This is a genomic window from Lactiplantibacillus fabifermentans DSM 21115 (assembly GCF_000498955.2).
In the GTDB taxonomy this organism is placed as follows: Bacteria; Bacillota; Bacilli; order Lactobacillales; family Lactobacillaceae; genus Lactiplantibacillus; species Lactiplantibacillus fabifermentans.
In genome coordinates this window covers 1-23368 of sequence record NZ_AYGX02000159.1, presented here as the reverse complement: position 1 = coordinate 23368, position 23368 = coordinate 1, and the positions used below count along the sequence as shown (strand labels likewise).

The following is a 23368-nucleotide window of genomic DNA, read 5'->3' as shown; positions in this document are numbered from 1 at the left end:
GAAGCTGATCTTTTTTGTCCGAACAGCGTTCGGATTAATTTTACAATCTACCAATACCGTATTGTTGGTCAGTATTAAATATTACTTGGAGGAAGATCAAATGCAATCCAAACGACTAATTGGGGTACTACTAGTCACCATGCTAACTTTGAAGGCTTGTGGGAACCGCCAAAGTACCAATACTGCTACCAAGCACTCAAGTCAGGCTGCTAGCAGTCGTAAAGCTAAACAACAGGCCCACGCTAAATCCATTAGCCAGTCAAAAGCTAGCAGTCAGCGGTAAGCCAGCAGACGGGCTAAAGCTAGTTCTGAAAAAAAGGCCCAAGCCACTTCAATTAGCGTGGCTAAAGCTGCTAGTGCCAGCAGTTCACAAGCGGCAGTACAAGCCAGCGCGAATTCAGCATCCGTAGCTGCGGCCAGTAGCAGTTCGCAAGCTGCTGCTAGCGCCAGCAGTCAAGCTAATGCGACCTCTGCGACCAATAGCGCCGGATCATCAATCTCGATGGATGAAAATACGTTAACTGGATTCTTGAACAAATATGGTGAATCACCAGCGCTATATAAGATGGAACATGACGGGATGTCCAAACTTAAAGCGTTACAAAGCACCCCTGATGATATGAAAACTTCTGGTGAAAAACAGACTCAATATCGCTTAGAACATGGCTTGAATCCATAAAAGAATCGCGCCAAATGCTGCCACACTTATTGATAAAATAATGTGGCAGCATTTTTTAATTGTTCAGGCGGTTGGTTACATAACGTTGCGTTTCATTTACCGTGTTGCAATTTATTTACAACCGTTACATTACCTTATCTAGTAAGTTAAGAACCTTCAAAACCCCTGTACAACAACCTTTAACCCTCGTACACTGTATATATTGAATCGTTGCTGTTACAAATTTTGAAAGGATGACTCAGATGACTTTTTATCGCTGGCTTGAACCATTTCTTAACCAACACGGTCCCTATTATACGGCGGCCGTGTACGCCCATTCGGATTTCGATTTTCCTTTAACTAGTGATGTCAGTGAATTGTCCGATTATATTACTTACTTGAATACCCGGGATACGGTTAAGAAATCATTTTACTCTGCATTAGATGCTTATCGAGCGGCCTAGTATGGGCCCACTACTGCACGTTTAGCGTAAAGCTAGACGTGCTTTTTTTAGCTAGACTTACAATATGAAATCGTTTATATTTAGCTCAGGGGGGAATTTCACATGCTTAAACGTTCCGCATTTGATGCGCTAACTTGGCTAAAAATTGATCTGGGCTTCATACTGATTTCAATTCCAATTGATTGGCTACTGGGACGCCCATTGTTGCTAGGTTTAGTTGACAATTGGCTAGTTGGTACGACCGGCGAACGTTGGGGAATTTTAGGCCTGACGCTAATCATTATTGCCGGGTCCTGGCTGTTATTTTTTGCAATTATTGCTAGTTTTCGCTGGCTAAATCAACGACTGGCACGACATGACCGGTATTAAAACATCTAAGATTAGCTCTGGGACACAAAAAGTCTTCGAACGTTGACCTCCAGCAAGTTAACCTGTTTCCGGGTTGTCTTGGCTGAATGACACGTATTATTTAAACAGTACGAATAAGGGAGCTACCACTATTCTTTTGTTAGTGGTGGCTCCCTTATTGTGTTTTAATGATAGTCGCAATTTAGCTCGAGGTCAGTAGTAATGGAAGTCGCCGTGCAAGTGGTGTTAAACACGGTGGTTTTTCCGACATTTACAGCACCGACATCTTTGAAGATTGGCGGTTTGTGCCAAGCTTCAAAGTGAAGTTCGAGACCGCTTCTCAGGCTCAAACTGGTCGCCACGGCTACTGGAATTACTACTGACAGGAAGCGGCAATTGATCAGTATCCGAAAATTTTAGTATGTTTCTTTAATCATTGGACCAATGGGTTTTGATGAACTGTTCCCGACCGCCCATTTCTTCAATCTGGTAGCGCCAGGGATTACGGCGGTAAAAATCTTGATGTTCAGCTTCAGCGGGATAAAACGGCTGGGTGGCTTCAATTTGAGTCACAATGGGCTTATCAAAGGTCCCACTCGCTGCCAACCGATCACGTGAGGCCGTTGCAATCGCACGTTCCTCATCATTATTCACAAAAATCACCGGGCGATAACTATCACCACGATCTTGAAATTGGCCCATCGCGTCAGTCGGATCAGTTTGTCGCCAATAAATTTCGACCAATTGCGCATAACTAATCACGCCCGGATCATACGTAATCTGAACTGCTTCGGTGTGGCCAGTCGTGTGGCTCGCTACTTGCTCATAAGTCGGATTGGCAACCGTGCCACCCGTATACCCTGAAATGACCTTTTTAATGCCTGGTAGGCTATCAAATGGTTTTACCATACACCAGAAACAACCACCAGCGAAAACTGCTGTCGCGTCCATCTTATCACCCTCTCTGATTAAGCCTTAAATAATTGCGCATATTGGCCATAACCGGCTGCGGCTAAATCCGCCACCGGAATAAACTTTAACGCCGCCGAATTAATACAATAGCGCAAGCCACCAGCTTCAGTCGGCCCATCCGTAAAGACATGGCCCAAATGTGATTGGCCCTGGGGACTCAAAACCTCGGTCCGGTGCATGCCATAGGCGTCATCATAATGTTCATCGAGTTGGTCAATGGGTTTGGTAAACGATGGCCAACCACAGCCCGCGTCATATTTATCCGTCGAACTAAACAATGGTTCACCACTGACCACGTCCACATAAATCCCCGCCTGGTAGAAGTCATCGTATTCACCACTAAACGGGCGTTCGGTGGCGGCTTCTTGGGTTACAGCATACTGTTCAGGCGTTAAACGCGCCCGTAAATCATCGGTATCTTTAGTCATCTTGGGGACCTCCTGTTAAATAGATTGTACACAATTCATTATTCATAGTACACTTCATCCCTGCCCTAAACAACTAATTTGCTCGTACACAAAAAACGTTCACCGAATTTAATCAGTGAACGTTTTTAGACCTAATGATTATGCATTGAAGGCGTCAGTCAATGGTGGTACGACTTGCTTCTTACGTGAAACGACACCAGGTAAGTTTAAGCGGTTGTTTTCAAGCTTCTTACCGAAGGCTGCTTCAACTGGAGCAGTAGGTGCACCCACGACGATTAATTCAGAGTTGCTGTCTAAGATGTTCGTCGCTAAGATTAAGAATAAGTCATAACCGTTAGCCGCGTTTTCGTCTTTAGCAGCGGCTTCAAAAGCAGCTTGACGATCTAAGACTTCCGCTAAGTCAACGGTGTTAACTTGCGCAACCCGTACCGTTGAACCATTTAATTCAAATGATTTAGCGTCAGCGTCGATTAATTCAGTTTCGCTCTTGCTTGCTAAGTTAGTCCCCGCTTTGAGCATTTCTAAACCATAAGTTTCGTAATCAACATCAGCAATGTTAGCTAAGTCTTTAACGACGGCAACATCAGTTTCAGTCGTAGTTGGTGACTTCAATAACAACGTGTCTGAAATGATTGCTGAAAGCATCAAACCAGCTAACTTAGCCGGAATTTCAACGTTGTTTTCTTTGAACAACTTGTAAATTACGGTACTGCAGCAGCCAAGTGGTTCAGCGCGGTAGAACAATGGTTGGGCCGTGTTAAAACCAGCAATCCGGTGATGGTCAACCACGTGGCTAACCGTCACGTCAGCGATATCGCTAACACTTTGTTGTGGTTCGTTGTGGTCAACTAACATAACTGAATCTACTTCAGGAGCAGCCTTTTCAATGACCCGTGGGGCTGGTTCGTTAAAGTGGTTCAAAACGAATTGGGTTTCTTCGTTAGGTTCGCCTAAAGCAACTGCTTCAGTGTCGGCCCCTAACTTATTTTCTAAATATGAAAATGCTTTGGCAGCCACGATGGCATCCGTATCGGGACTTTGGTGGCCAAAAACTAATTCTTTACTCATTAGTAAATAACTCCTTCAAATGCTATTTTTGATTAATTTTTTGTAACCGTGAAATATAATCTTCGGACCGCAAGTAGTTATCAAATTCGTCCAAGAAGTTCTTGATCCGTGGAATTTGATCCTTATCTTGACGGAAGACGAAGTTCAAATCAAACTTAATCGCCGGTTCAAATGAAACCGTGTGTAAGTTTTCAGCGGCGGGATTGGCAACCATAAATGAATTTGGTAATGCCGTATTCGTGCCCGTAGCCGCAACGAATCTAAAGATTTGTTGTGGTGTGGTGAAACGCGCCACCGCTGTTGGTAAATCAGCTAATTGATTCTTGTAAGATTCTTTGATCACTTGATCCAAGTAGTAGTTTTCGGGATACATGGCCCATGGTTCACCAGTCGTATCCTTAAACTTAATCCGCTTTTTCTTCGCTTGCTTCGGGTCGCTTGTAATAAAGAGGAGCTCGTCTTGAATAATCCGTTTTGATTGGTATGGCTTCCAGTTTTTGATGCTTTCGTCTGGTAAGTACATCACGGCTAAATCAATCCGGTTATTTTCCAAACGTTCCCAGATTTCTTTCCGCGTTAACATGTGGAAAGAAATGATGACATTCGGATTGGCTTCGTAATACTTGATTGCAAAGTCTTCAAACACATGGTCCTCAATCGAAGCTAAAATCCCGATATTGATGGATCCTTGCGTGGCACTCGTGGTTTGTTGAATTTCGTCAGTTGCCTTATTCAACACGTTGTAAATGCTATGGGTCGCATTTAACATCGTATAACCAGCATCGGAGAGTCGGAGCTTCTTCCCAACGGAATAAAAGAGTGGCGCACCCACTGTGCGTTCCAACTTTTTAATTTGTTGCGTTAAGGCTGGCTGGGTGATGCCCAAGATTTGTGCCGCCTGTGTATAATTCATAGTTTCAGCCAATTGCAAGAAATAGGTCAAAGTCTTTGAAGAGAAAATACTTTCTTGAGTTGTTTTCATGAATTTACCTGATCCTTTCGTCTTATCATCATCTTATGATATCTATAATCTTAAACAAGATTTAGATTGAAAGCAAGCGATTGTTATCCGCAAATAAAGCTTTACTAATTATTAAATAAAACTGACCTTGATTTTATCTTAAGCTAATCATTAGTTGCTTGCAAGCGTTGACGAACAAACTTAGACAGTTAATGGAATTGGGTGCAGTTGCATCGCGACTGGTACCCCTTCGATATCCGTATCAATGACGAAGGAACCGTTGGAATACCGGGCACTGACCGGATGATCGTCACTCAAGATTGAATGCCGTTTCAAGTGGTCGGTCAGGACTTCTAAAGCGACCCCACTTTGCTGACTGTCAATTAAGAGATAGTCGGCCACACGGTGCGGATTATTCTTTAATTCTCGTAAGACTTGCACCCCACGACGAGCGCGACTCGTGACGGGAATATCTGCCACTTTCATCTTCTTAAATGACCCACGTTGCGTAATCATGGCAATTAAATCATTGTCTTGGGCAATCGTAGCTCGGACAATCGCGTCATCGCGTAAGTCCATTGATTTGACCCCCACAGCCTTGGCACCAATTGTTGGAACTTCACTTAAATCATACCGTAAGCCATAGCCGTGTTGCGTGACGAGCACTAAGGTCCCCGTCGGCGCACTTGGCAAGTACTTAACCGTCACGACTTCAGCCGTTGCCGACTTCAGTTTAATAAACTGGCTAGCCCGGGTCTTGTAAGTTCGACCAGGCGTGTAATCTGCAAAGTCAGTTTGCTTAATGTAACCATCATTAGTGGCAACTAAAAACTTACCCGTTTCTTTTAATGACCCAAAGTCAAAGACCCAGGTAATGCGTTCATTATCAGCTAAGCCAATCGTTTGCGAGATATGTTCGCCGGTATCTTTCCATTTGGCATCAGTAATTTCGTAGACCGGCCGATAAATCAAGTGGCCTAAGTTGGTGAACATCATTAAATGATCGAGCGTATTATTTTTGGCTAAGTAAATCGGGAAATCTTCATCCTTCAAGCCATTATCATCGGTGTCGGAAGCCGTGTATGACCGCAAACTCGTCCGTTTGATATAGCCATCATGACTAATCATCACCACGACGTCTTCTTGTGGTACGACGACTTCCGTCTTAATCTTAATTTCTTGGATTTCGTCTTGAATTTCAGTCAACCGTGCCGTTGGATAAGCTTTTTGAATCGCCTTCAGCTCACGCCGGAGAACTTTATCCAATTCCTTAGGTTGTTCCAAGATGGAGTGATAAGTCGCAATGGCTTTAGCTAATTCATCAGCTTCTTTTTCGAGCTGCGTTACGTCGGTATTCGTCAACCGATACAGTTGCATGGTGACGATAGCTTCCGCTTGTAATTCCGTAAAGTCAAATTGCGCGACTAAGTTTTGCTTGGCATCTTTTTTGTCTTTACTACCACGGATAGTCTTGATTACTTGGTCTAAAATCGACATCGCCTTGATCAAGCCTTCAACGATATGTTGCCGGTCAGCGGCCTTCTTCAAGTTGAATTGGGTCCGGCGTGTAATGACATCGCGTTGATGTTCCAAGTAAGCCGTTAAGATCGTCTTTAAGCCAACATGTTCGGGCCGTTGATGATAAATAGCGACCATGTTGAAGTTATACGTGATTTGTAAGTCGGTATTTTTAAACAAGTAGTTTAAAATACCTTCCGCATTGACGTCACGCTTCAATTCAACGACGATTGATAACCCTTGGCGGTCACTTTCATCACGAACTTCCGCAATCCCTTCGATTTTCTTCATAATGCGAATTTCGTCCATCTTTTTGACTAATTGCGCTTTATTTACTTCATAAGGAATTTCAGAAATTTCGATTTGCGACTTATTCCCTTTTAGTGGCACGATTTGCGTTTTAGAACGCACAACGATGCGCCCACGACCAGTTTCGTAAGCCTTCTTGATGCCATCAATCCCTTGAATAATCCCGCCAGTTGGAAAATCTGGTCCTTTAACAAAGTCCATCAAATCAGCTAATTCGGCTTTGGGATGATTCATTAAGAATAAAATGGCGTCAATGACTTCCGTCAAATTGTGCGGTGGAATTTCCGTGGCGTACCCCGCCGAAATCCCCGTCGCACCATTGACGAGTAAGTTAGGAAAACGGGCGGGTAAGACGGTTGGTTCATATTCCGTGTCATCAAAGTTTAAGACCATATCAACGGTCTTTTTATCGATGTCTTGTAACATTTCACCGGCAATCTTACTCAAGCGCGCTTCGGTATACCGCATCGCGGCCGCCGGATCCCCATCCATTGACCCATTGTTCCCATGCATTTCAATTAATGGTTCGCGTAATTTCCAATCTTGGCTTAACCGGACCATCGCTTCATAAATCGACGAGTCCCCATGGGGGTGAAAGTTACCCATGACGTTCCCGACAGATTTAGCCGACTTCCGGAAGCCTTTGTCATACGTGTTACCGTCTTGGTTCATGGCGTACAAGATTCGCCGTTGCACGGGTTTTAACCCGTCACGAATATCAGGTAACGCCCGTTCTTGAATAATATATTTTGAGTAACGGCCAAAGCGGTCGCCCATGACGTCTTCGAGCGTCAACTCTTGAATCTTAGGTTGTTCAACTGCCATATCGCGACCTCCTTATTTTTTCAATTGTTGGGCTAATTCTTCATCGGCTTGTTCATGCGCCGAACTAACCGCTTCATTATCTAAAATTGAGCCATCTTCATCTAAGCTGAAGTGCACGTTACTTTCAATCCACTTCCGCCGCGGTTCGACTTTGTCACCCATTAACGTGGTGACCCGCTTTTCAGCTAAGGCCGCATCGTCAATACGCACGCGTACTAAGGTCCGTTTTTCCGGATCCATGGTCGTTTCCCATAATTGTTCCGCGTTCATTTCCCCGAGCCCTTTGTACCGTTGTAAGGCATAGCCTTTACCAAACGTCTTCGTCCGTAAGGCTAATTCTTCATCGGTCCAAGCGTATTCGGTCCGCATTTGCTTACCTTGCTTCTTTTGGAGGCGATAGAGTGGTGGTAAGGCGATATAAATCTTCCCCGCATCAATCATTGGCCGCATGTACTTATAAAAGAAGGTTAGTAGCAAGATTTGGATATGGGCCCCATCGGTATCGGCATCGGTCATAATGATGACTTTGTCATAGTTACTCGACTTAATGTCAAAATCAGTCCCGACCCCGGCGCCAATCGTATAGATCATCGTGTTGATTTCTTCATTCTTCACGATGTCTTGTAATTTGGCCTTTTCGGTATTCAAAACTTTCCCCCGTAATGGCAAGATGGCTTGAAATTTCCGGTCACGGCCTTGTTTAGCAGAACCACCGGCCGAATCCCCTTCGACTAAGAAGAGTTCGTTGCGTTTGGCATTTTTCGATTGCGCGGGCGTTAATTTCCCTGACAGCAACCGTTCTTGCTTGTGACGTTTCTTACCATTACGACTTTCGTCACGCGCTTTACGAGCGGCTTCGCGGGCTTGCCGCGCTTTAGTCGACTTGCGGATCAACATTTGGGCAAACTCCCCATTTTCCATTAAGAAGAATTGGAGTTGTTCGCTGACCACGTTATCCACGATAGTCCGCGCTTCTGGGGTCCCAAGTTTTTCCTTAGTCTGGCCTTCAAATTGTAAGAGGTTTTCCGGCACGCGCAATGAAATCACGGCGGATAACCCTTCACGCACATCGGAGCCTTCTAAATTTTTGTCTTTATCTTTTAATAACCCAACTTTACGGGCATATTCGTTGAACGCTTTAGTCCAAGCACTGCGGAACCCCGCTTCATGTGTCCCACCATCTGGCGTCCGCACATTGTTGACAAACGACAACAAGTTTTCAGAATAACCGTCATTATATTGAGCGGCTACTTCCACTTCGACACCTTCTTTAGTGCCGTCAAAGAACATCACATCGCCTAGGGTGTCCTTATCTTCATTTAAATAGCCCACAAAAGCTTTGATACCATCTTCATAGTGGAAAACGAGCTCTTGTTCCTGGTTCTCGCGTTCGTCCGTCAGCGTGATTTTAACACCCTTTAACAAGAAGGCGGATTCGCGTAACCGTTCCGCTAACGTTTGGAAATTATAAACCGTCGTCGTAAAGATGCTCGCGTCTGGTTTAAACGTCATCGTCGTCCCAGTCGGCTTGTTAGTCTTACCTTTCTTTTCTAACGTGCCAACTGGATGACCGCCATCTTTAAACTTTTCTTGGTAACGATAACCATCCCGCACAATCGTGACGGTTAATTCCGTTGACAAGGCGTTAACGACACTGGCACCGACCCCATGGAGGCCCCCGGATGTCTTATAGCCACCTTGACCGAATTTACCACCAGCGTGCAAGACCGTTAAGATAACTTCGGGCGTTGGAATTCCCGACGCATGCATCCCAACTGGCATCCCGCGCCCATGGTCAACGACGGTGATGCTATTATCCGCATGAATGATCACGTTAATTTCTTTACCGTAACCCGCCAACGCTTCATCGACCGCGTTATCGACAATTTCATAAACTAAATGGTGTAACCCACGGCCATCCGTTGACCCAATATACATCCCAGGTCGTTTCCGAACAGCTTCTAATCCTTCAAGCACTTGAATTGAAGAATCATCATATTGTTGTGTCTTTTTTGCCATTCAAAAGTTGCTCCTTTATGATTCAATTGCGCACATTATTTAATGGCGACGTGTCATCGGCTTGTCTACCGGCCTTTGAGACCGCTATCGCAAACCATGCAAAATTGATTATAGCACAGCAAACGCCAATTTCACGCATTTTTATCATTAAAAATGTTGGTCAGGCGAATTTTAAGGCCCACTTCACTTGTATTTTAACTAAAGTTTCCTTTAAAATTATTAAAATGCTTTTAGCCGTAACCGAACATTTGTTCGTTGTCTATTGTAATCAGTGCACGTATTTTTTGTCAACTTAAAACTTTTTAAACAAAATCTAGCAAAGCATGCTAAAATATTAGTCGACTCTATTGCGGGAGGAAATCATCGTGAAAATAGTTATCATGCTGATCGTCGCCTACTTGTTAGGCTCGATTCCTTCGGGTGTCATTATTGGCAAGCTGTTCTTTCATACCGATATTCGAGATGCCGGTAGTGGTAATATCGGGACCACCAATACTTACCGGGTCTTAGGCCCCACCGCGGGAACCATTGTGATGGCAATGGATATTTTAAAAGGCACCCTGGCTGCCGCGCAGCCGGTCGTGTTGTATCACATGTCTAACCGCTACACATTGCTAGTTGGACTCGCCGCAATTTTAGGCCATACATTCTCCATCTACATTGGCTTTAAAGGTGGCAAGGCTGTCGCAACCAGTGCCGGTATCTTGCTAGCGTACAATTGGGAATTCTTCTTAATTGCCAGTGCCATCATGTTTTCGTTAGTTTACCTAACCAGCATGGTGAGTGTTGCAAGTATGGCTTCACTGACCATCGTTAGTTTGATTGCCATCTTCGGCTACCGTGACCCAATTTTATCAGTCGTAGCCGTGGTCTTAACCATCTTCATCTTTTATCGGCATCGTACTAATATCGGCCGTATCAAAGCTGGTACGGAATCAATGGTCCCATTTGGCGTCGGCTATCATCGGCGGCAATCAAAATCGAAATAAACTTAAGGAGTCGTCGGCGGGCGGCTTTTTTTGTGGCTTATTTATCGGAAGTACGCTAAGCTAGTTGCTGTGGGTTGGTGGTTTTACCATTTAGTTAAAGTAACACGTTACTTTTGAATATGATCATATAGATATAAAAAAATTGTGGCTAGTTTAATTACTAACCACAATTTTTAGTGAACTTTAGAAGAATTTAACAGCGTATTGCGCATTGAACGTTTGGTTGGCTGCTAACCGGTTAATGCCCATCTTATGGCTTAATTGGCCATCAGCATCGACATTATCGGCAATGCCCCACCATGGTTCTAAACAAACGAATGGGGCGTCGTCAGGATATGGTGACCACATCCCAACGTATGGCGCATCTTCAATCGTCATCGCTACCCCATGGTCGTCCATATCGGTGCCGAGCATCAAGGTTGTTTCTTGATGCTTCAAGTCTAAGATGATCGCATCGTCTTTAAACAAGTCCCGCGTCAATGCTAAGGGCTTCGTTAAATCGAGGTCCGTCGCGTTAGCCGCATCGTTTAATGGGGCTTTTAACGGAATGTGTGAATAGACCCCTTTAGGTGCCACCGTGACGCTGTAATTGGCCAACGTGGCTTCCGGCGTCGCTAATGGCACGTTAAAGGCCGGATGACCACCGACGGCAAACAATAAGTCGTGATTGGCTGGGTTATGCACTTCATAACCCACCTTTAATTCATGGTCCGCCAATTCATAAATCAAGCGTAACCGGAAGGCAAATGGATAGACTTCCCGCGTCGCACTACTATCTGTGAATTCTAAGACGGCTTTGGTTTCGCTGTGTTCCACGACACTGAAGTCGTTATCACGAGCAAAACCATGTTGACCCATGTGATAGCTTTGACCAGCGACCGTATATTGATCATCTTTTAAGCGTCCCACAATTGGAAACAAGACGGGCGCGTGGCGACCCCAAAACTTTGGATCAGCTTGCCACATATATTCAATACCGTCCGCCGACTTGACACTGCTCAGTTCCGCGCCGGCTTCATTAATTTGTACGGTTAAGTACGCATTTTTTAATTCAACTGTCATTAACCCTAACTCCTTTTTTATTAAAGAATGTAACGACTTAAATCTTTATCCTTGGCAATATTACCAATGCGTTCATTGACGTAGCTTTCAGTAATCGTCACTTCGCCCATTTCCATGTCGGGCCCTTCATATAACAATTCTTCTAAAAGCTTTTCTAAGACGGTGTGTAAACGCCGGGCACCAATGTTTTGGGTTTCATGATTGACTTTATACGCAATTCCAGCAATCGCTTCGACAGCTTCAATCGTGAAGGTCACTTTGATATTATCAGTCCCAATCAACGCGATGTATTGCTTAATCAAGGCATTCTTGGGTTCCGTTAAAATCTTAACGAAGTCATCTTTACTCAAGTCGTCTAATTCGACCCGAATTGGGAACCGGCCTTGTAATTCGGCAATCAAATCACTGGGCTTGCTTTCCGCGAAGGCCCCGGAAGCCACGAATAAGATATGATCCGTATTGATGGGACCGTACTTCGTTGAGATTTGGGAACCTTCGACGATTGGTAAGATGTCACGTTGGACCCCTTCACGCGAAACTTCGCCGGAGTTTTGTTGGCCACCACCGGTAATTTTATCAATTTCGTCGATGAAAATAATCCCGGTATTTTCGGCCCGGACAATCGCATCGTGATAAATATCGGCACTATTGACGAGCTTTTCAGATTCTTCTTTAACTAAGATTTCACGGGCTTCCGCGACGGGCATCGTCCGCTTGATCCGCTTCTTAGGCATGATTTGACCGAGGGTGTCACCTAAGTCAATCCCCATTTGGCCGAGCATATTGCTATTACCCGCACCGGCTGCCGCTGCTTGGGGGTCATCCATTTCGATGGTCACTTCGGAATCTTCTAACAACCCGTTTTTGAGTTGGTCAGCAACCGACAACCGTTGATTACGCACATCGTCCGTAACTTCTTCGTTACTGCTATCGTCAGCATTAGGCATTTGGCCGCTTTGCATTTGATTCAACATGCTCATCATGTTTTGGAAATCGTTGCCATTATTACGGTTATTTTGCTTCTTTTCAGCTGGCACTAATAACTTCACTAACCGTTTGTCAGCCGCTCGAACCGCACTTGAACGCACGTTGGAATAGGCTTGGTCTTTTTCCATTTCAATGGCCACATCGACTAAGTCGCGGACCATTGATTCGACATCACGACCAACGTAACCGACTTCCGTGAATTTGGTGGCTTCCACCTTAACGAAAGGTGCATGCACGATTTTAGCTAAGCGCCGGGCGATTTCAGTTTTCCCGACCCCGGTAGGTCCGATCATTAACATGTTTTTCGGGGTGATTTCTTCTTGCATATCAGCGGATAATTCCATCCGGCGATAACGGTTGCGTAAGGCAATGGCGACGGCTTTTTTAGCGGCACCTTGGCCAATCACGTAATTATCTAACGCCGCAACAATTTGTTTAGGGGTCTTATTGATTTCTTCCATGACGATACTCCTTTTATAAGGTTTCTGAGATGACGTTGTGGTTGGTGAAGATATCGATGTCACCGGCGATATTGATGGCGGCTTCGGCAATATCTTTAGCTGACATGTCGGTCGTATGCATTTGCATCGCACGGGCAGCCGCTAACGCGAAGTTACCACCAGAACCAATCGCTAACACATCGTTATCAGGTGTGATGACTTCACCGCTCCCAGAAACTAACAACATTTCATCTTTATCCATCACAATTAGTAAAGCTTCCAATTTTTGCAAAGCTTGGTCGGAACGCCATTCTTGGGCTAATTCGACCGCCGCACGTTGCAAGTTGCCGGAGTATTCGTTGAGTTTCTTTTCAAAACGATCTTCCAAGTTGAACGCATCGGCGACACTGCCGGCAAAGCCGACCACGACTTGATCGTTGTAAATCCGGCGTACTTTATGAGCAGTCCCTTTCATAACGACTTTTTCGCCCATGGTTACTTGGCCATCACCGGCCATGGCATTATGACCGTTTTGACGAACGGCACAAATAGTAGTTGCTTCAAATTTCACTGTCATATCAGTTCTCCTTTAATTATTCCCGGGTCGCCCGTGGGAAAAAGTTACGATAATCTTGCTGTAAATGTTCTTTGGTGACGTGCGCATAGATTTGCGTCGTCGATAAGCTCGTATGGCCCAATAATTCTTGGACCGTCCGCAAATCCGCCCCGTTGTTCAACATCTGGGTGGCAAACGTGTGGCGCAGCATATGCGGATGGATATCCGCCGTTAAGCTGCTCTTTTTGACGATTTGATTGAGCACATATTCGATGCCACCACCGGTAATCGCGCCGCCGTGGCGATTAATAAACACGGTATGATGCTGTTGGTCATACTTAGCCATGACGGGCGTCCGACACTGGTCATAGTAGTGCTGCAAGGCCGTCGCAGCATAGCGACCAAAGGGCACATACCGCTCTTTATCACCTTTCCCACGAATCAGCATCATTTTGAGATCAAAATCAATATCCGCCAACTGTAAGTCGACACATTCGCTCAACCGAATGCCGGTCCCGTACAAAACTTCCAACAAGGCCGCGTTCCGGGTTCCCATGACCGTGTCATCGGCGTACACCGTCTTAAATAACACGTCGAGCTCTTTTTGATAAAAGAATCGTGGTAACCGGGCCGCGTGTTTTTTTAATTGCACGTAGACGAACGGATTGGTTTTCGCTAAGTCGTTTTTAACTAAAAAGTTATAGAACGACCGTAAGCTGGAAACTTTCCGCGCAATCGAATTACGCGTTAAATGGCGATCATACAGCGCACTCAAGTAAACGTTCACATCCAAGTGGTCAACTTCAGTATACGCTTTCGCACCGCCGTTTGCCGTTAAGAAATCATTAAAAGCTTGAATATCTTCACGGTAAGCAGCGGCCGTTTCTTCCGAGTACTGACGCTCGACACGAATGTACTTGAGAAATAAGTCTAAATACTCTGCTTCCATAAAAAAACCTCCATACGTTGCTACTTTAGCAAAGTATGGAGGAAAACACAATTAAGCGCCTTGGTCATCGGCGTTAACGGTCGTTAAATTCAATTCAGTCGCTTTAAAAGTCGCTAAATCCGCGATAGCCCGTTCCGAAATAGCGGTATTACGCTCGCGTTTATCACGAATCCGCTGTTTCAATTTCGGCATAATCCCGAAGTTGGCATTCATCGGTTGGAAATGGTTGGCATTCGTATGGGTGATATAATGTGCCATTGCCCCCATCATCGTATCCGTTGGGAACACCACGGGGTCTAAGCCTAACGCTAAGCGCGCCGCATTGGTCCCAGCCACAATCCCACTGGCCGCACTTTCGATATACCCTTCGACCCCCGTCATTTGACCGGCAAAAAACAAGTCGGGGCGTTGTTGGGTTTGATAAGTTGGTTGTAATAGTTTCGGTGACTTCATGAACGTGTTACGATGCATGACCCCGTAACGAACAAATTCCACATTTTCTAACCCGGGGATCAACCGGAAAACGCGTTTTTGTTCGCCCCACTTTAAATGGGTCTGGAAGCCGACAATATTGAACAATTCACCAGACGCATCATCTTGGCGCAATTGGACCACGGCAAATGGTTGTTTACCCGTCTTTGGGTCTTCCAAGCCAACCGGTTTCAACGGCCCGAATAACATCGTTTGCCGACCACGTTGCGCCATGACTTCAATTGGCATACAGCCTTCAAATACTTCAGAATTTTCAAAGTCATGGGCTTCCGCCATTTCCGCGTGAATCAAGGCGTCATAAAAGACGTCAAATTCTTCCTCGGTCATCGGGCAGTTCAAATAGGCCGCTTCGCCACGATCATAACGCGACTTCAAGTAGACTTTGTCCATGTCGATGGAATCTTTCGTTAAAATAGGCGCAGCCGCATCGAAGAAGTGTAAATCGTCTTCGTCGTTAAATTCTTGAATCGACTTCGCTAACGAAGCCGCCGTTAAAGGACCGGTCGCCACGACCGTGATACCGGCCGGTAAACTCGTAATTTCTTCATTGATGACTTCCACATTTGGTAAGCCCGTAATTTGTTCGGTGATTTCAGCCGAGAACGACTCGCGGTCGACGGCTAACGCGCCACCGGCTGGCACCGCATGATGTTCAGCAGACGCCATCACAACGGAATCCATTTGCCGCATTTCAGCTTTTAACAAGCCGGCCGCATTGGCCAATTGATTGGCACGTAACGAGTTTGTACAAACCAGTTCCGCAAATTGGGCCGTATGATGGGCCGGTGTCATTTTGCTAGGGCGCATTTCATAAATACGGACATTGACGCCCATATTCGCGATTGCCCAGGCGGCTTCCGAGCCAGCTAGCCCGGCGCCGATTACATTAACTGTTGGTATTGATGCCATCCAGAATTCCTCATTTCTATATAAATAACCCGTACCGTTGATAGTACTTGTCGTCATTCTACCCAACTTCGTATGAATACGCAATCATAATTCGCTTTCGTCGCCACTAATCTGAGCGCCACCGCGTGATAAAAACATGCAGGCGCACCGTAATTATGGCATGATAGTTATATTAAGTAACCGATTACTATCCGCTTGACGGTAGCAACCAGTAAGAGAGGTTTTTATCGATGCATTATTTAATTGGGACTGACTTAGGCACGACGAGTACCAAGTCCGTGCTCTATGATTTACAAGGCCACGTGCTCGCTAGCGCCAACGTCGAATATCCACTACACCACGACACCCCGGATATGGCGGAAGAAGACCCGGAAGACATTTGGCAAGCCGTCGTCACCACGATTCAACAAGTTACGGCCAAAATCGACCGCCAAGCCGTCGTCGGGATTGCTTTTTCAGCAGCCATGCACAGTTTGCTTTTGTTAGACGCACAACGGCAACCATTGACACGCGTCATCACCTGGGCAGACAATCGCGCGGCGGCGGCCGCCACTGCGCTTAAACAACAACCATTGGGCGCCCAAATCTTTGCGGCGACCGGCACACCGATTCACCCGATGAGTCCGTTAAACAAGCTGCACTGGTTAGCGGATACGCAACCAGCTTTGCTGGCGCAAGCCCATCAGGCGATTGGCATCAAAGAATACATTATCATGCGCTTAACCGCTGAATTACAAATGGATTATTCGATTGCCAATGCGACTGGGCTATTCAACTTGCATACTTTCGACTGGGAACCGGCGGCCTTAGACTGGGCCCACATCACTGCCAGCCAATTACCACCATTAGTGGATACCGATGCCGTGATTGACCACTTAACCCCCCACAGTGCCCAAATACTTGGCCTACCCACGACGACTAAAATTATTATGGGCGCCAGTGACGGGGCTTTATCAAACCTCGGCGTGGGCGCTGACCAACCGGGCGTGGCCGCGATTACCATCGGGACGTCTGGTGCAGTTCGGGTAATGACGGACCAACCCTATTTGGACCCGCAAGGCCGCTTGTTCTGTTACTATGTCGCACCACATCATTGGGTCGTTGGTGGCCCCGTCAATAATGGCGGTCAAATCTTCCGCTGGGTTCGCGACCAATTAGACCAAACTGAAAGCGCAGCTGAGCAACAAGCTGGCCGCGACCCCTATGACGCCATCACCGCCGCCGCGCAACAAGTCCCGGTCGGCGCCCACGGCTTACTTTGTTTACCCTACTTCAGTGGTGAACGGGCGCCGTTGTGGACAGCTGATGCCCGGGGCGCCTTCATTGGCTTGACCACCACGACGAGCAAGGCTGAAATGGCCCGGGCGGTCTTAGAGGGCATCGTGATGAACTTGAACGCGGTCGTTAACTTAACGAAATCCGCTGGTCCCATCACAGCCATTCGTGCCACTGGGGGCTTTGCCCGTTCCGATTTATGGCGCCAAATCTTAACCGATGTCTTAGGCCAACCAGTAACAATTCCACAGAGCTTTGAAAGTTCCAGCTTAGCAGCCATCGTCATCGCCCTCAAAGCGCTCGGCTATGTCGACGACTTAACCGCGGTTCATCAAATGATTGGGACCACAACGACCTATCAACCCGACGCAGCCAACCATGCGCATTACGTGCGCTTACAAGGCTTGTTTGACCAGTTGACCACCCAATTAGCACCGGTTTATCATGACCTAGCTAACGAACAGCGTGACTGCTAATAAAACGGTGGCAACCCACTGCCGATTATCGGAATTGGCCAAACATTGGTAAAGCTATGACTAATTGAACTTATTACCATTGGCAGATAAAGTTACCCAATCAAAAACGTTTTAGCTGCGACCCGATTCCGCAATCAGTCTACTCGGCATCATTCAGATATTGATATACGAATTAATCACCATCTTCTTGATTACCGCAAAAAATAAATAGCAACAGATACAAATGATGCGACCACAAATTGTAGTCGCATTATTTTATAAAACAATCAATTTAGTTGTGAGTAACAGTTGTTAACGCGACCGACATTTTTGAAGATTCTTTGTTAAAGTTGGTTATTAACGGCTAATTTTTGATTAGCCCAACCACTCTTGAAAATGTTCAATTACAATTTCATACACTCAACGTTATTTTGAAATTGAGCTGAGATTAGCGGTTGGCCGAGCGTAATGGAATCGTTCTGAAAGTGTCGTTAACGGACGTTTTTTGCCCGTTTACAGCACGGACGTCGTTTGAGGCCTGAACTTTGGACTCAAAAGTGAGGTCCAAGACGCTTCTCAGGCTTGGACCGGTCCCAGAACGATGGAATTACGGTCGGTCAACTGCGGCAAGTATCCACTAACCCACGCACCTATTCCATCCAAAAAGGTGGCAGATGAAAAATCTCATCTGCCACCTTTTATATTGCGCTATTTTTGAACATTTTCAGAATAATCGCCATTTGGACAAAGGACTTGTTTACCGCCCTTGACCTTCTTTTCGACTAAGTAATGCCCATCTTTAGGACAATCACGGCCGATTGGCTTATCCCATGAAACAAAGTCACATTCTGGGAACCGGGAACAACCATAGAAAATACGGTTCTTCTTGGATTTCCGTTCGATGACTTGACCTTTTTTACATTGCGGACAAACGACGCCAATTTCTTTAACGATTGGTTTCGTATTGCGGCAATCAGGGAACCGCGAACAAGCATAGAATTTGCCATAACGACCCATTTTCATCACCATTGGCGCACCGCAGAGGTCACAATTGAACCCAGCGAGCTCGTCTTTGATTTGAATTTTTTCCATGCTCTCTTCAGCCGTTGTGACTTCTTTGGAGAACGGCTTATAGAAGCTGTCGACGACTTTGACCCAATCTTCTTTACCTTCTTCGGTCGCATCGAGTTGTTCTTCTAATTCAGCCGTGAAACCAACATTCACCACGTCTGGGAAATATTCTTGAATGATGTCATTGACGATTTCGCCTAACTCGGTCGGCATAAAGCGCCGGGCTTCCAATTTCACGTAGTAGCGGCGTTGGATGGTGTCCAACGTTGGTGCGTACGTTGATGGCCGACCGACACCGTTTTCTTCGAGCGCTTTAATTAAGTTGGCTTCAGAATAACGGGCCGGTGGCTGCGTGAAATGTTGTTGCGGATCCGTCTTCGATAACTTAACGACATCGCCTTCACTTAAATCGGGTAAGACGTTATTTTTTTCAGTCTTATCGTAGATTTTCGTGAACCCGGCAAATTTAGTCTTCGACCCATTCGCCCGGAATTGCACGTCGTTTTGGTCAATCGTTACGGCCATCGTATCGAGCACTTCTGGCGTCATTTGACTCGCCACAAAGCGTGACCAGATCAATTGGTATAGTCGGAATTGGTCTTTAGTCAAATAATCTTTGATGCTAGCCGGTGTCCGGAAAACGGATGATGGGCGAATCGCTTCATGGGCGTCTTGGGCGCCTTCTGGTAATTTACCTTTAACCGGTTTAGTCGCCGCGTATTCAGCGCCATATTCTTTATGCAAGAATTGGGACGCTTCGTGCTTGGCGATGGAAGAAATCCGGGTGGAATCGGTCCGCATATACGTAATCAAACCGACGTTACCGTCCTTGCCGACATTGATTCCTTCATAGAGTTGTTGGGCCGCCATCATCGTCTTACGCGTCCGGAAGTTTAACTTACGGTTAGCGTCTTGTTGCATCGTTGACGTGGTAAATGGCGGGGCTGGGAAACGTTTACGTTCCTTTTTAACCACTTTAACGACATCAAAGTCACCGTTGCGGTCTAACTGTCCTAAAATCTTTTGCACGGCGGCGTTGTCATCTAACGGTTGTTTCTTACCGTGAGTTCCATAGAAGCTCGCCATGAATTTCGAACGACCCTTTTTGAATTCACTTTCAATCGTCCAATATTCTTGCGGCACGAATGCTTTGATTTCTTTTTCGCGTTGAATAATCAAATCTAAAGCAATCGACTGCACCCGCCCAGCGGACAAGCCTTTTTTGACTTTTTTCCACAATAATGGACTAATCGAATACCCCACTAACCGGTCTAAAATCCGGCGGGCTTGTTGGGCATCCACTAAATCCATATCAATTGAACGCGGATCCTTAAAGGCGTTTTTAACGGTATCTTTAGTTATTTCATTAAAGACCACGCGGTTTTTGGCTTTGGGGTCTAAGCCGAGTAAATAGGATAAATGCCAAGCAATGGCTTCCCCTTCACGGTCCGGGTCAGATGCGAGATAAACGGCTTTCGCCTTTTTCGCTTCTTTACGTAAGCCCTTGATGACTTCACCCTTACCCCGAATCGAGATGTAATGCGGTTCATAGTCGTTGTCGACGTCGACCCCCATTTTACTCTTCGGTAAATCCCGAATATGACCTAAACTGGCCACGACCTTATACGAACGGCCTAAATATTTTTCAATGGTTTTTGCTTTGGATGGTGATTCCACAATCACCAATTTTTTACCGGTTGCCCGGGTTTTACGTTTGGTAGTAGTTTTCTTAGCCGGGGTTTTCTTTTTTGCCGCCGGCTTAGATGATGTTGTACTAGCAGCCACTCGATCAGCTCCTTACACTTTTTTCTTATAACTAAATGAATCTGGTGCTTGCAAATCCATGTAATCATATTTCAAAAGTTTCAACTTGTCAAATAATCGGTAAAAACTCTTCTATTATATGTCGCGAATTTAAGACCGATTTGGCTCCCGCAGCGATCAATTGATTACAACCGACCGACAACGGGGCGTCAATTGGTCCAGGTACCGCTAAAACATTCCGGTCGTTTTGTAACGCTAAATTCGCGGTAATTAAGCTACCAGAATGTTCACGCGCTTCCACAACGACTAAGGTCTGACACAGCCCGGCAATGATGCGATTACGCGCCGGAAAATGGTACCGCTTGGGGGGCGTCCCCAACGGATATTCACTAATTAATAAGCCGACCTGACTAACGTTAGTTTGTAAGGCATCATTGCCCCGCGGATACACCCGGTCTAACCCAGTACCAATCACCCCAATCGTCGGCAATCCTAATTGCAGGGCCAACGCTTGGGCCTGACTGTCTACCCCAGCCGCCAGCCCACTAACAATCGCCACGTTTTCTGTCGCTAAAGCCGGCAATAATTGCTTTAAGACTGTGGGCGCATACGAGCTGGCTTGCCGTGAACCAACGACCGCTAAAATCCGTGGCGCCTTTAATAAGCTCCGCTGACCACTAATAAACAGTACTAGTGGTGGTTGATAACTCGCCATTAATTGCGGCGGATAGTCCGGGTCTAAAATCGTTAAAATAGCGACATGTTGGTGCGTATCTAAAACTTTTTGTAACCGGGGACTATCCCAGTCTTGCATGAATTTGGCCCGGGCCGCAACTGACAATTGCGCTAAATCAGCTAATTTGGCCGCTGCGACTACCAAATCAGCCGTAGACCGCTGTGCCCGTAAAATACGGACACAACCGCCATAAGTCATCCCATGAGCCAAATATAATCGAATTAATAAACTGCGTAACTGCATCCAAAATCACCCCTTCATAGGGTAACTCCGCAATTAACGCTTTTCTGCATCTTGAACGGGCGAAAAAGAATGCCGGTGAATCGGGGTGATTCCAAGCGTTTGTAGACCGGCCAAGTGTTTGGCGGTCCCATAACCCATGTTATCGGCGAAATCATAACCCGGATACACTTGATCATACATTGCCATCAAGTGGTCCCGCGCGACTTTCGCCACAATCGAGGCGGCCGAAATACTGGCACTCTTAGCATCACCTTTAATTAAGCGCGTTTGTTTGATTGGCACGGGGATTTGCATCGCATCGACGAGTAACAACGTCGGTGCCACCGTTAAATTAGTGACCGCTTGCGCCATGGCCACCCGGGTCGCTTCATAAATATTTAGTTGGTCGATTTGTTGCGCATCGGCCACGCCTAAGCTCACCGACACGGCCTGTTCTAAAATTTTAGGCATTAGTTCCGCCCGCTTTTTGGCCGTCAGTTGCTTGGAGTCGTTGACTTCCACTAAGTTAAAATCCCGGTTCAAAACGACGGCGGCCGTCACGACGGGCCCCGCTAATGGCCCGCGACCAACTTCATCAATACCAGCGACATATTGGCCACCGTCCGCCCAAAAATCTCGTTCCAGCTGCATATGCTGGTCAAAACGTGTTTGTAACGCTTCTTGCTTCGCCAATTGCTTCAAGTAACGCTGATACGCCTGTTGCACACCTTTGCGGTCATCCGCAGCGGCGGCGGCCAAAATAGCGGCATCCGGCTGGTCAGCTAATAACCGCTTAAAATCCGCAATCGTATGTTCAGGCATGGGCGCCATCTCCCGTAATATCTAACGTATAGCGGCCGAGACGACTTTTACGAATATCGAGCAAGAAGGCCACACAGAACCGTTCCCAGTCTTCGCGCATCCCAGCATTTTTAGTCATCACCATGAGTAGCTCTGGATTTTCCAAAGTTAGTTGGTCTTCCGTTAACTTATAGCGTTCCATCAACCGGGTCGGATAAGTCGTCTTGAAAAATTCTAAAGCGAATAACGCCACGTCGTCATTGGGATAAATATTTTCTTTAATGGCACCAGTCACCGCTAACTTCGTCCCAACAACTTGGTCTTCAAATTTCGGCCATAAAATCCCCGGAGTATCGAGCATCTCCAATTTATTCGAGGCTTTTAGCCATTGTTGGCCTTTCGTTACCCCGGGACGGTCCCCGACTTTAGCAATCTTTTTATTGACGATATGGTTCAATAAAGTCGATTTACCGACGTTCGGAATCCCCACACAAACCGCACGAATAGGACGATTGGTAATGCCCCGTGCTGCAATTTTTGCGAGTTTGTCCGCTAACATCGTGGTGGCCGCTTGGGTAATTTGTTTACCGGTCGCGCGGTTACGCGAATCGACCGCAATCGCCACTTGGCCTTGCGCTTCATAGTGTTCGATCCACGCCGCCGTTTGTTGCGGATCAGCGAGATCCTTTTTAGTCATAATTAATAAATGGGGCTTCTGTTGAATTACTTTTTCGATATCAGGATTCCGAGAGGCTTCAGGGATCCGCGCATCGACCAATTCAAAAACAATATCAACTAAATGTAAATTATCTTCGATTTGATGAATGGCTTTAGCCATGTGTCCTGGGTACCATTGAATATTTCCTGCCATTGGTTAATCTTCCTTTCACCCTTGAGGGGTTGACCTGTATGATTCATTAACTTCCATCATACCGATAATTGCGGTAAAACGCTAGTCTAAGCGGGTTAGTGTCGCACAAAAACAAAAAAACGAGTGACAGGATGAACGTCAACTCGTTATGAAAAAATTATTCTTAAGGTAGATTGCAAATTTAATCCGAATTTTTGGACAAATTGTTCAGCATAACCT

Annotated in this window: 21 protein-coding genes; 6 read left to right on the top strand and 15 right to left on the bottom strand. The window is 46.1% G+C overall.

Annotation, left to right across the window (positions count from 1 at the left end; genetic code table 11):
* From DY78_RS16680 to DY78_RS13365, 4 genes are all read left to right on the top strand, one after another.
* The coding region (locus DY78_RS16680; protein WP_235810678.1) for a hypothetical protein at positions 1–283 on the top strand (283 nt) is incomplete at its 5' end.
* A 57-nt stretch (positions 284–340) separates the two neighbouring features.
* Positions 341–679: a hypothetical protein gene (locus DY78_RS13375; protein WP_024623710.1), complete on the top strand. Its 339-nt coding sequence runs from the start codon at positions 341–343 to the stop codon at positions 677–679.
* A gap of 242 nt (positions 680–921) precedes the next feature.
* Positions 922–1122 (top strand): YozE family protein, encoded by a 201-nt coding sequence (locus tag DY78_RS13370; RefSeq protein WP_024623709.1) that lies wholly within the window; start codon positions 922–924, stop codon positions 1120–1122.
* Between the two features lie 102 nt (positions 1123–1224).
* Positions 1225–1491, top strand: coding sequence for a hypothetical protein (locus tag DY78_RS13365; RefSeq protein ID WP_024623708.1), 267 nt, complete (start codon positions 1225–1227; stop codon positions 1489–1491).
* A gap of 408 nt (positions 1492–1899) precedes the next feature.
* On the opposite strand, the gene msrA is transcribed toward DY78_RS13365, so the two are convergent.
* The 6 genes from msrA to parE all read right to left on the bottom strand — a co-directional run bounded on the left by msrA (position 1900) and on the right by parE (position 9570).
* On the bottom strand, positions 1900–2421 hold the full coding sequence (gene msrA / locus DY78_RS13360; protein WP_024623707.1) for a peptide-methionine (S)-S-oxide reductase MsrA: 522 nt from the start codon (positions 2419–2421) through the stop codon (positions 1900–1902).
* Positions 2422–2438: 17 nt separating this feature from the next.
* Positions 2439–2870 (bottom strand): peptide-methionine (R)-S-oxide reductase MsrB, encoded by a 432-nt coding sequence (gene msrB, locus DY78_RS13355; protein WP_024623706.1) that lies wholly within the window; start codon positions 2868–2870, stop codon positions 2439–2441.
* A 138-nt stretch (positions 2871–3008) separates the two neighbouring features.
* The gene (locus DY78_RS13350; RefSeq protein ID WP_024623705.1) at positions 3009–3938 is read right to left on the bottom strand and encodes a manganese-dependent inorganic pyrophosphatase; all 930 of its coding nucleotides are present in this window, start codon (positions 3936–3938) and stop codon (positions 3009–3011) included.
* Positions 3939–3960: 22 nt separating this feature from the next.
* Positions 3961–4920, bottom strand: a complete 960-nt coding sequence (locus DY78_RS13345) for a LysR family transcriptional regulator (RefSeq protein ID WP_024623704.1) — start codon at positions 4918–4920, stop codon at positions 3961–3963.
* 180 nt (positions 4921–5100) lie between these two features.
* Complete coding sequence (gene parC / locus DY78_RS13340) at positions 5101–7551, bottom strand: DNA topoisomerase IV subunit A (protein WP_024623703.1); 2451 nt, start codon at positions 7549–7551, stop codon at positions 5101–5103.
* A gap of 12 nt (positions 7552–7563) precedes the next feature.
* On the bottom strand, positions 7564–9570 hold the full coding sequence (parE, locus tag DY78_RS13335; RefSeq protein ID WP_024623702.1) for a DNA topoisomerase IV subunit B: 2007 nt from the start codon (positions 9568–9570) through the stop codon (positions 7564–7566).
* A gap of 365 nt (positions 9571–9935) precedes the next feature.
* On the opposite strand from parE, the gene plsY reads away from it, so the two are divergent.
* On the top strand, positions 9936–10559 hold the full coding sequence (plsY, locus tag DY78_RS13325; protein ID WP_024623700.1) for a glycerol-3-phosphate 1-O-acyltransferase PlsY: 624 nt from the start codon (positions 9936–9938) through the stop codon (positions 10557–10559).
* 183 nt (positions 10560–10742) lie between these two features.
* On the opposite strand, the gene DY78_RS13320 is transcribed toward plsY, so the two are convergent.
* Genes DY78_RS13320 through trmFO form a run of 5 tightly spaced genes read right to left on the bottom strand, consistent with a single transcriptional unit; the run spans position 10743 to position 15954 of the window.
* Positions 10743–11621, bottom strand: coding sequence for an aldose 1-epimerase family protein (locus tag DY78_RS13320; protein ID WP_024623699.1), 879 nt, complete (start codon positions 11619–11621; stop codon positions 10743–10745).
* 20 nt (positions 11622–11641) lie between these two features.
* Positions 11642–13069, bottom strand: coding sequence for an ATP-dependent protease ATPase subunit HslU (gene hslU / locus DY78_RS13315; RefSeq protein ID WP_024623698.1), 1428 nt, complete (start codon positions 13067–13069; stop codon positions 11642–11644).
* A gap of 13 nt (positions 13070–13082) precedes the next feature.
* Positions 13083–13625, bottom strand: coding sequence for an HslVU peptidase proteolytic subunit (gene hslV, locus DY78_RS13310; RefSeq protein WP_024623697.1), 543 nt, complete (start codon positions 13623–13625; stop codon positions 13083–13085).
* A 16-nt stretch (positions 13626–13641) separates the two neighbouring features.
* Positions 13642–14553 carry a tyrosine recombinase XerC gene (xerC, locus tag DY78_RS13305; RefSeq protein ID WP_029778763.1) on the bottom strand — a complete coding sequence of 304 codons (912 nt, stop codon included), beginning with the start codon at positions 14551–14553 and terminating at the stop codon, positions 13642–13644.
* A 51-nt stretch (positions 14554–14604) separates the two neighbouring features.
* Complete coding sequence (trmFO, locus tag DY78_RS13300) at positions 14605–15954, bottom strand: FADH(2)-oxidizing methylenetetrahydrofolate--tRNA-(uracil(54)-C(5))-methyltransferase TrmFO (RefSeq protein WP_024623696.1); 1350 nt, start codon at positions 15952–15954, stop codon at positions 14605–14607.
* A 230-nt stretch (positions 15955–16184) separates the two neighbouring features.
* Here trmFO and DY78_RS13295 point away from each other — a divergent pair, with 230 nt between their 5' ends.
* Complete coding sequence (locus DY78_RS13295) at positions 16185–17705, top strand: gluconokinase (RefSeq protein ID WP_024623695.1); 1521 nt, start codon at positions 16185–16187, stop codon at positions 17703–17705.
* Between the two features lie 687 nt (positions 17706–18392).
* Here DY78_RS13295 and topA read toward each other — a convergent pair.
* The 4 genes from topA to ylqF form a co-directional block, all read right to left on the bottom strand.
* Entirely contained in the window at positions 18393–20540 is a 2148-nt protein-coding gene (gene topA / locus DY78_RS13290) for a type I DNA topoisomerase (RefSeq protein WP_024623694.1), read from the bottom strand.
* An 88-nt stretch (positions 20541–20628) separates the two neighbouring features.
* Positions 20629–21498: a DNA-processing protein DprA gene (gene dprA, locus DY78_RS13285; protein ID WP_024623693.1), complete on the bottom strand. Its 870-nt coding sequence runs from the start codon at positions 21496–21498 to the stop codon at positions 20629–20631.
* A gap of 33 nt (positions 21499–21531) precedes the next feature.
* The gene (locus DY78_RS13280; RefSeq protein WP_024623692.1) at positions 21532–22299 is read right to left on the bottom strand and encodes a ribonuclease HII; all 768 of its coding nucleotides are present in this window, start codon (positions 22297–22299) and stop codon (positions 21532–21534) included.
* Positions 22292–23149 (bottom strand): ribosome biogenesis GTPase YlqF, encoded by an 858-nt coding sequence (gene ylqF, locus DY78_RS13275; RefSeq protein WP_024623691.1) that lies wholly within the window; start codon positions 23147–23149, stop codon positions 22292–22294. Before ylqF ends, DY78_RS13280 begins: the two co-directional genes overlap by 8 nt.
* Positions 23150–23368: the final 219 nt, after the last annotated feature.

Coding starts and splice junctions, on each gene's coding strand:
- msrA (WP_024623707.1), bottom strand. CDS start 2,421: ATGGACGCGACAGCAGTTTTCGCTGGTGGTTGTTTCTGGTGTATGGTA.
- xerC (WP_029778763.1), bottom strand. CDS start 14,553: ATGGAAGCAGAGTATTTAGACTTATTTCTCAAGTACATTCGTGTCGAG.
- DY78_RS13320 (WP_024623699.1), bottom strand. CDS start 11,621: ATGACAGTTGAATTAAAAAATGCGTACTTAACCGTACAAATTAATGAA.
- DY78_RS13350 (WP_024623705.1), bottom strand. CDS start 3,938: ATGAGTAAAGAATTAGTTTTTGGCCACCAAAGTCCCGATACGGATGCC.
- DY78_RS13345 (WP_024623704.1), bottom strand. CDS start 4,920: ATGAAAACAACTCAAGAAAGTATTTTCTCTTCAAAGACTTTGACCTAT.
- hslU (WP_024623698.1), bottom strand. CDS start 13,069: ATGGAAGAAATCAATAAGACCCCTAAACAAATTGTTGCGGCGTTAGAT.
- DY78_RS13280 (WP_024623692.1), bottom strand. CDS start 22,299: ATGCCTGAACATACGATTGCGGATTTTAAGCGGTTATTAGCTGACCAG.
- trmFO (WP_024623696.1), bottom strand. CDS start 15,954: ATGGCATCAATACCAACAGTTAATGTAATCGGCGCCGGGCTAGCTGGC.
- parC (WP_024623703.1), bottom strand. CDS start 7,551: ATGGCAGTTGAACAACCTAAGATTCAAGAGTTGACGCTCGAAGACGTC.
- hslV (WP_024623697.1), bottom strand. CDS start 13,625: ATGACAGTGAAATTTGAAGCAACTACTATTTGTGCCGTTCGTCAAAAC.
- msrB (WP_024623706.1), bottom strand. CDS start 2,870: ATGACTAAAGATACCGATGATTTACGGGCGCGTTTAACGCCTGAACAG.
- DY78_RS13365 (WP_024623708.1), top strand. CDS start 1,225: ATGCTTAAACGTTCCGCATTTGATGCGCTAACTTGGCTAAAAATTGAT.
- parE (WP_024623702.1), bottom strand. CDS start 9,570: ATGGCAAAAAAGACACAACAATATGATGATTCTTCAATTCAAGTGCTT.
- ylqF (WP_024623691.1), bottom strand. CDS start 23,149: ATGGCAGGAAATATTCAATGGTACCCAGGACACATGGCTAAAGCCATT.
- DY78_RS13370 (WP_024623709.1), top strand. CDS start 922: ATGACTTTTTATCGCTGGCTTGAACCATTTCTTAACCAACACGGTCCC.
- DY78_RS13295 (WP_024623695.1), top strand. CDS start 16,185: ATGCATTATTTAATTGGGACTGACTTAGGCACGACGAGTACCAAGTCC.
- dprA (WP_024623693.1), bottom strand. CDS start 21,498: ATGCAGTTACGCAGTTTATTAATTCGATTATATTTGGCTCATGGGATG.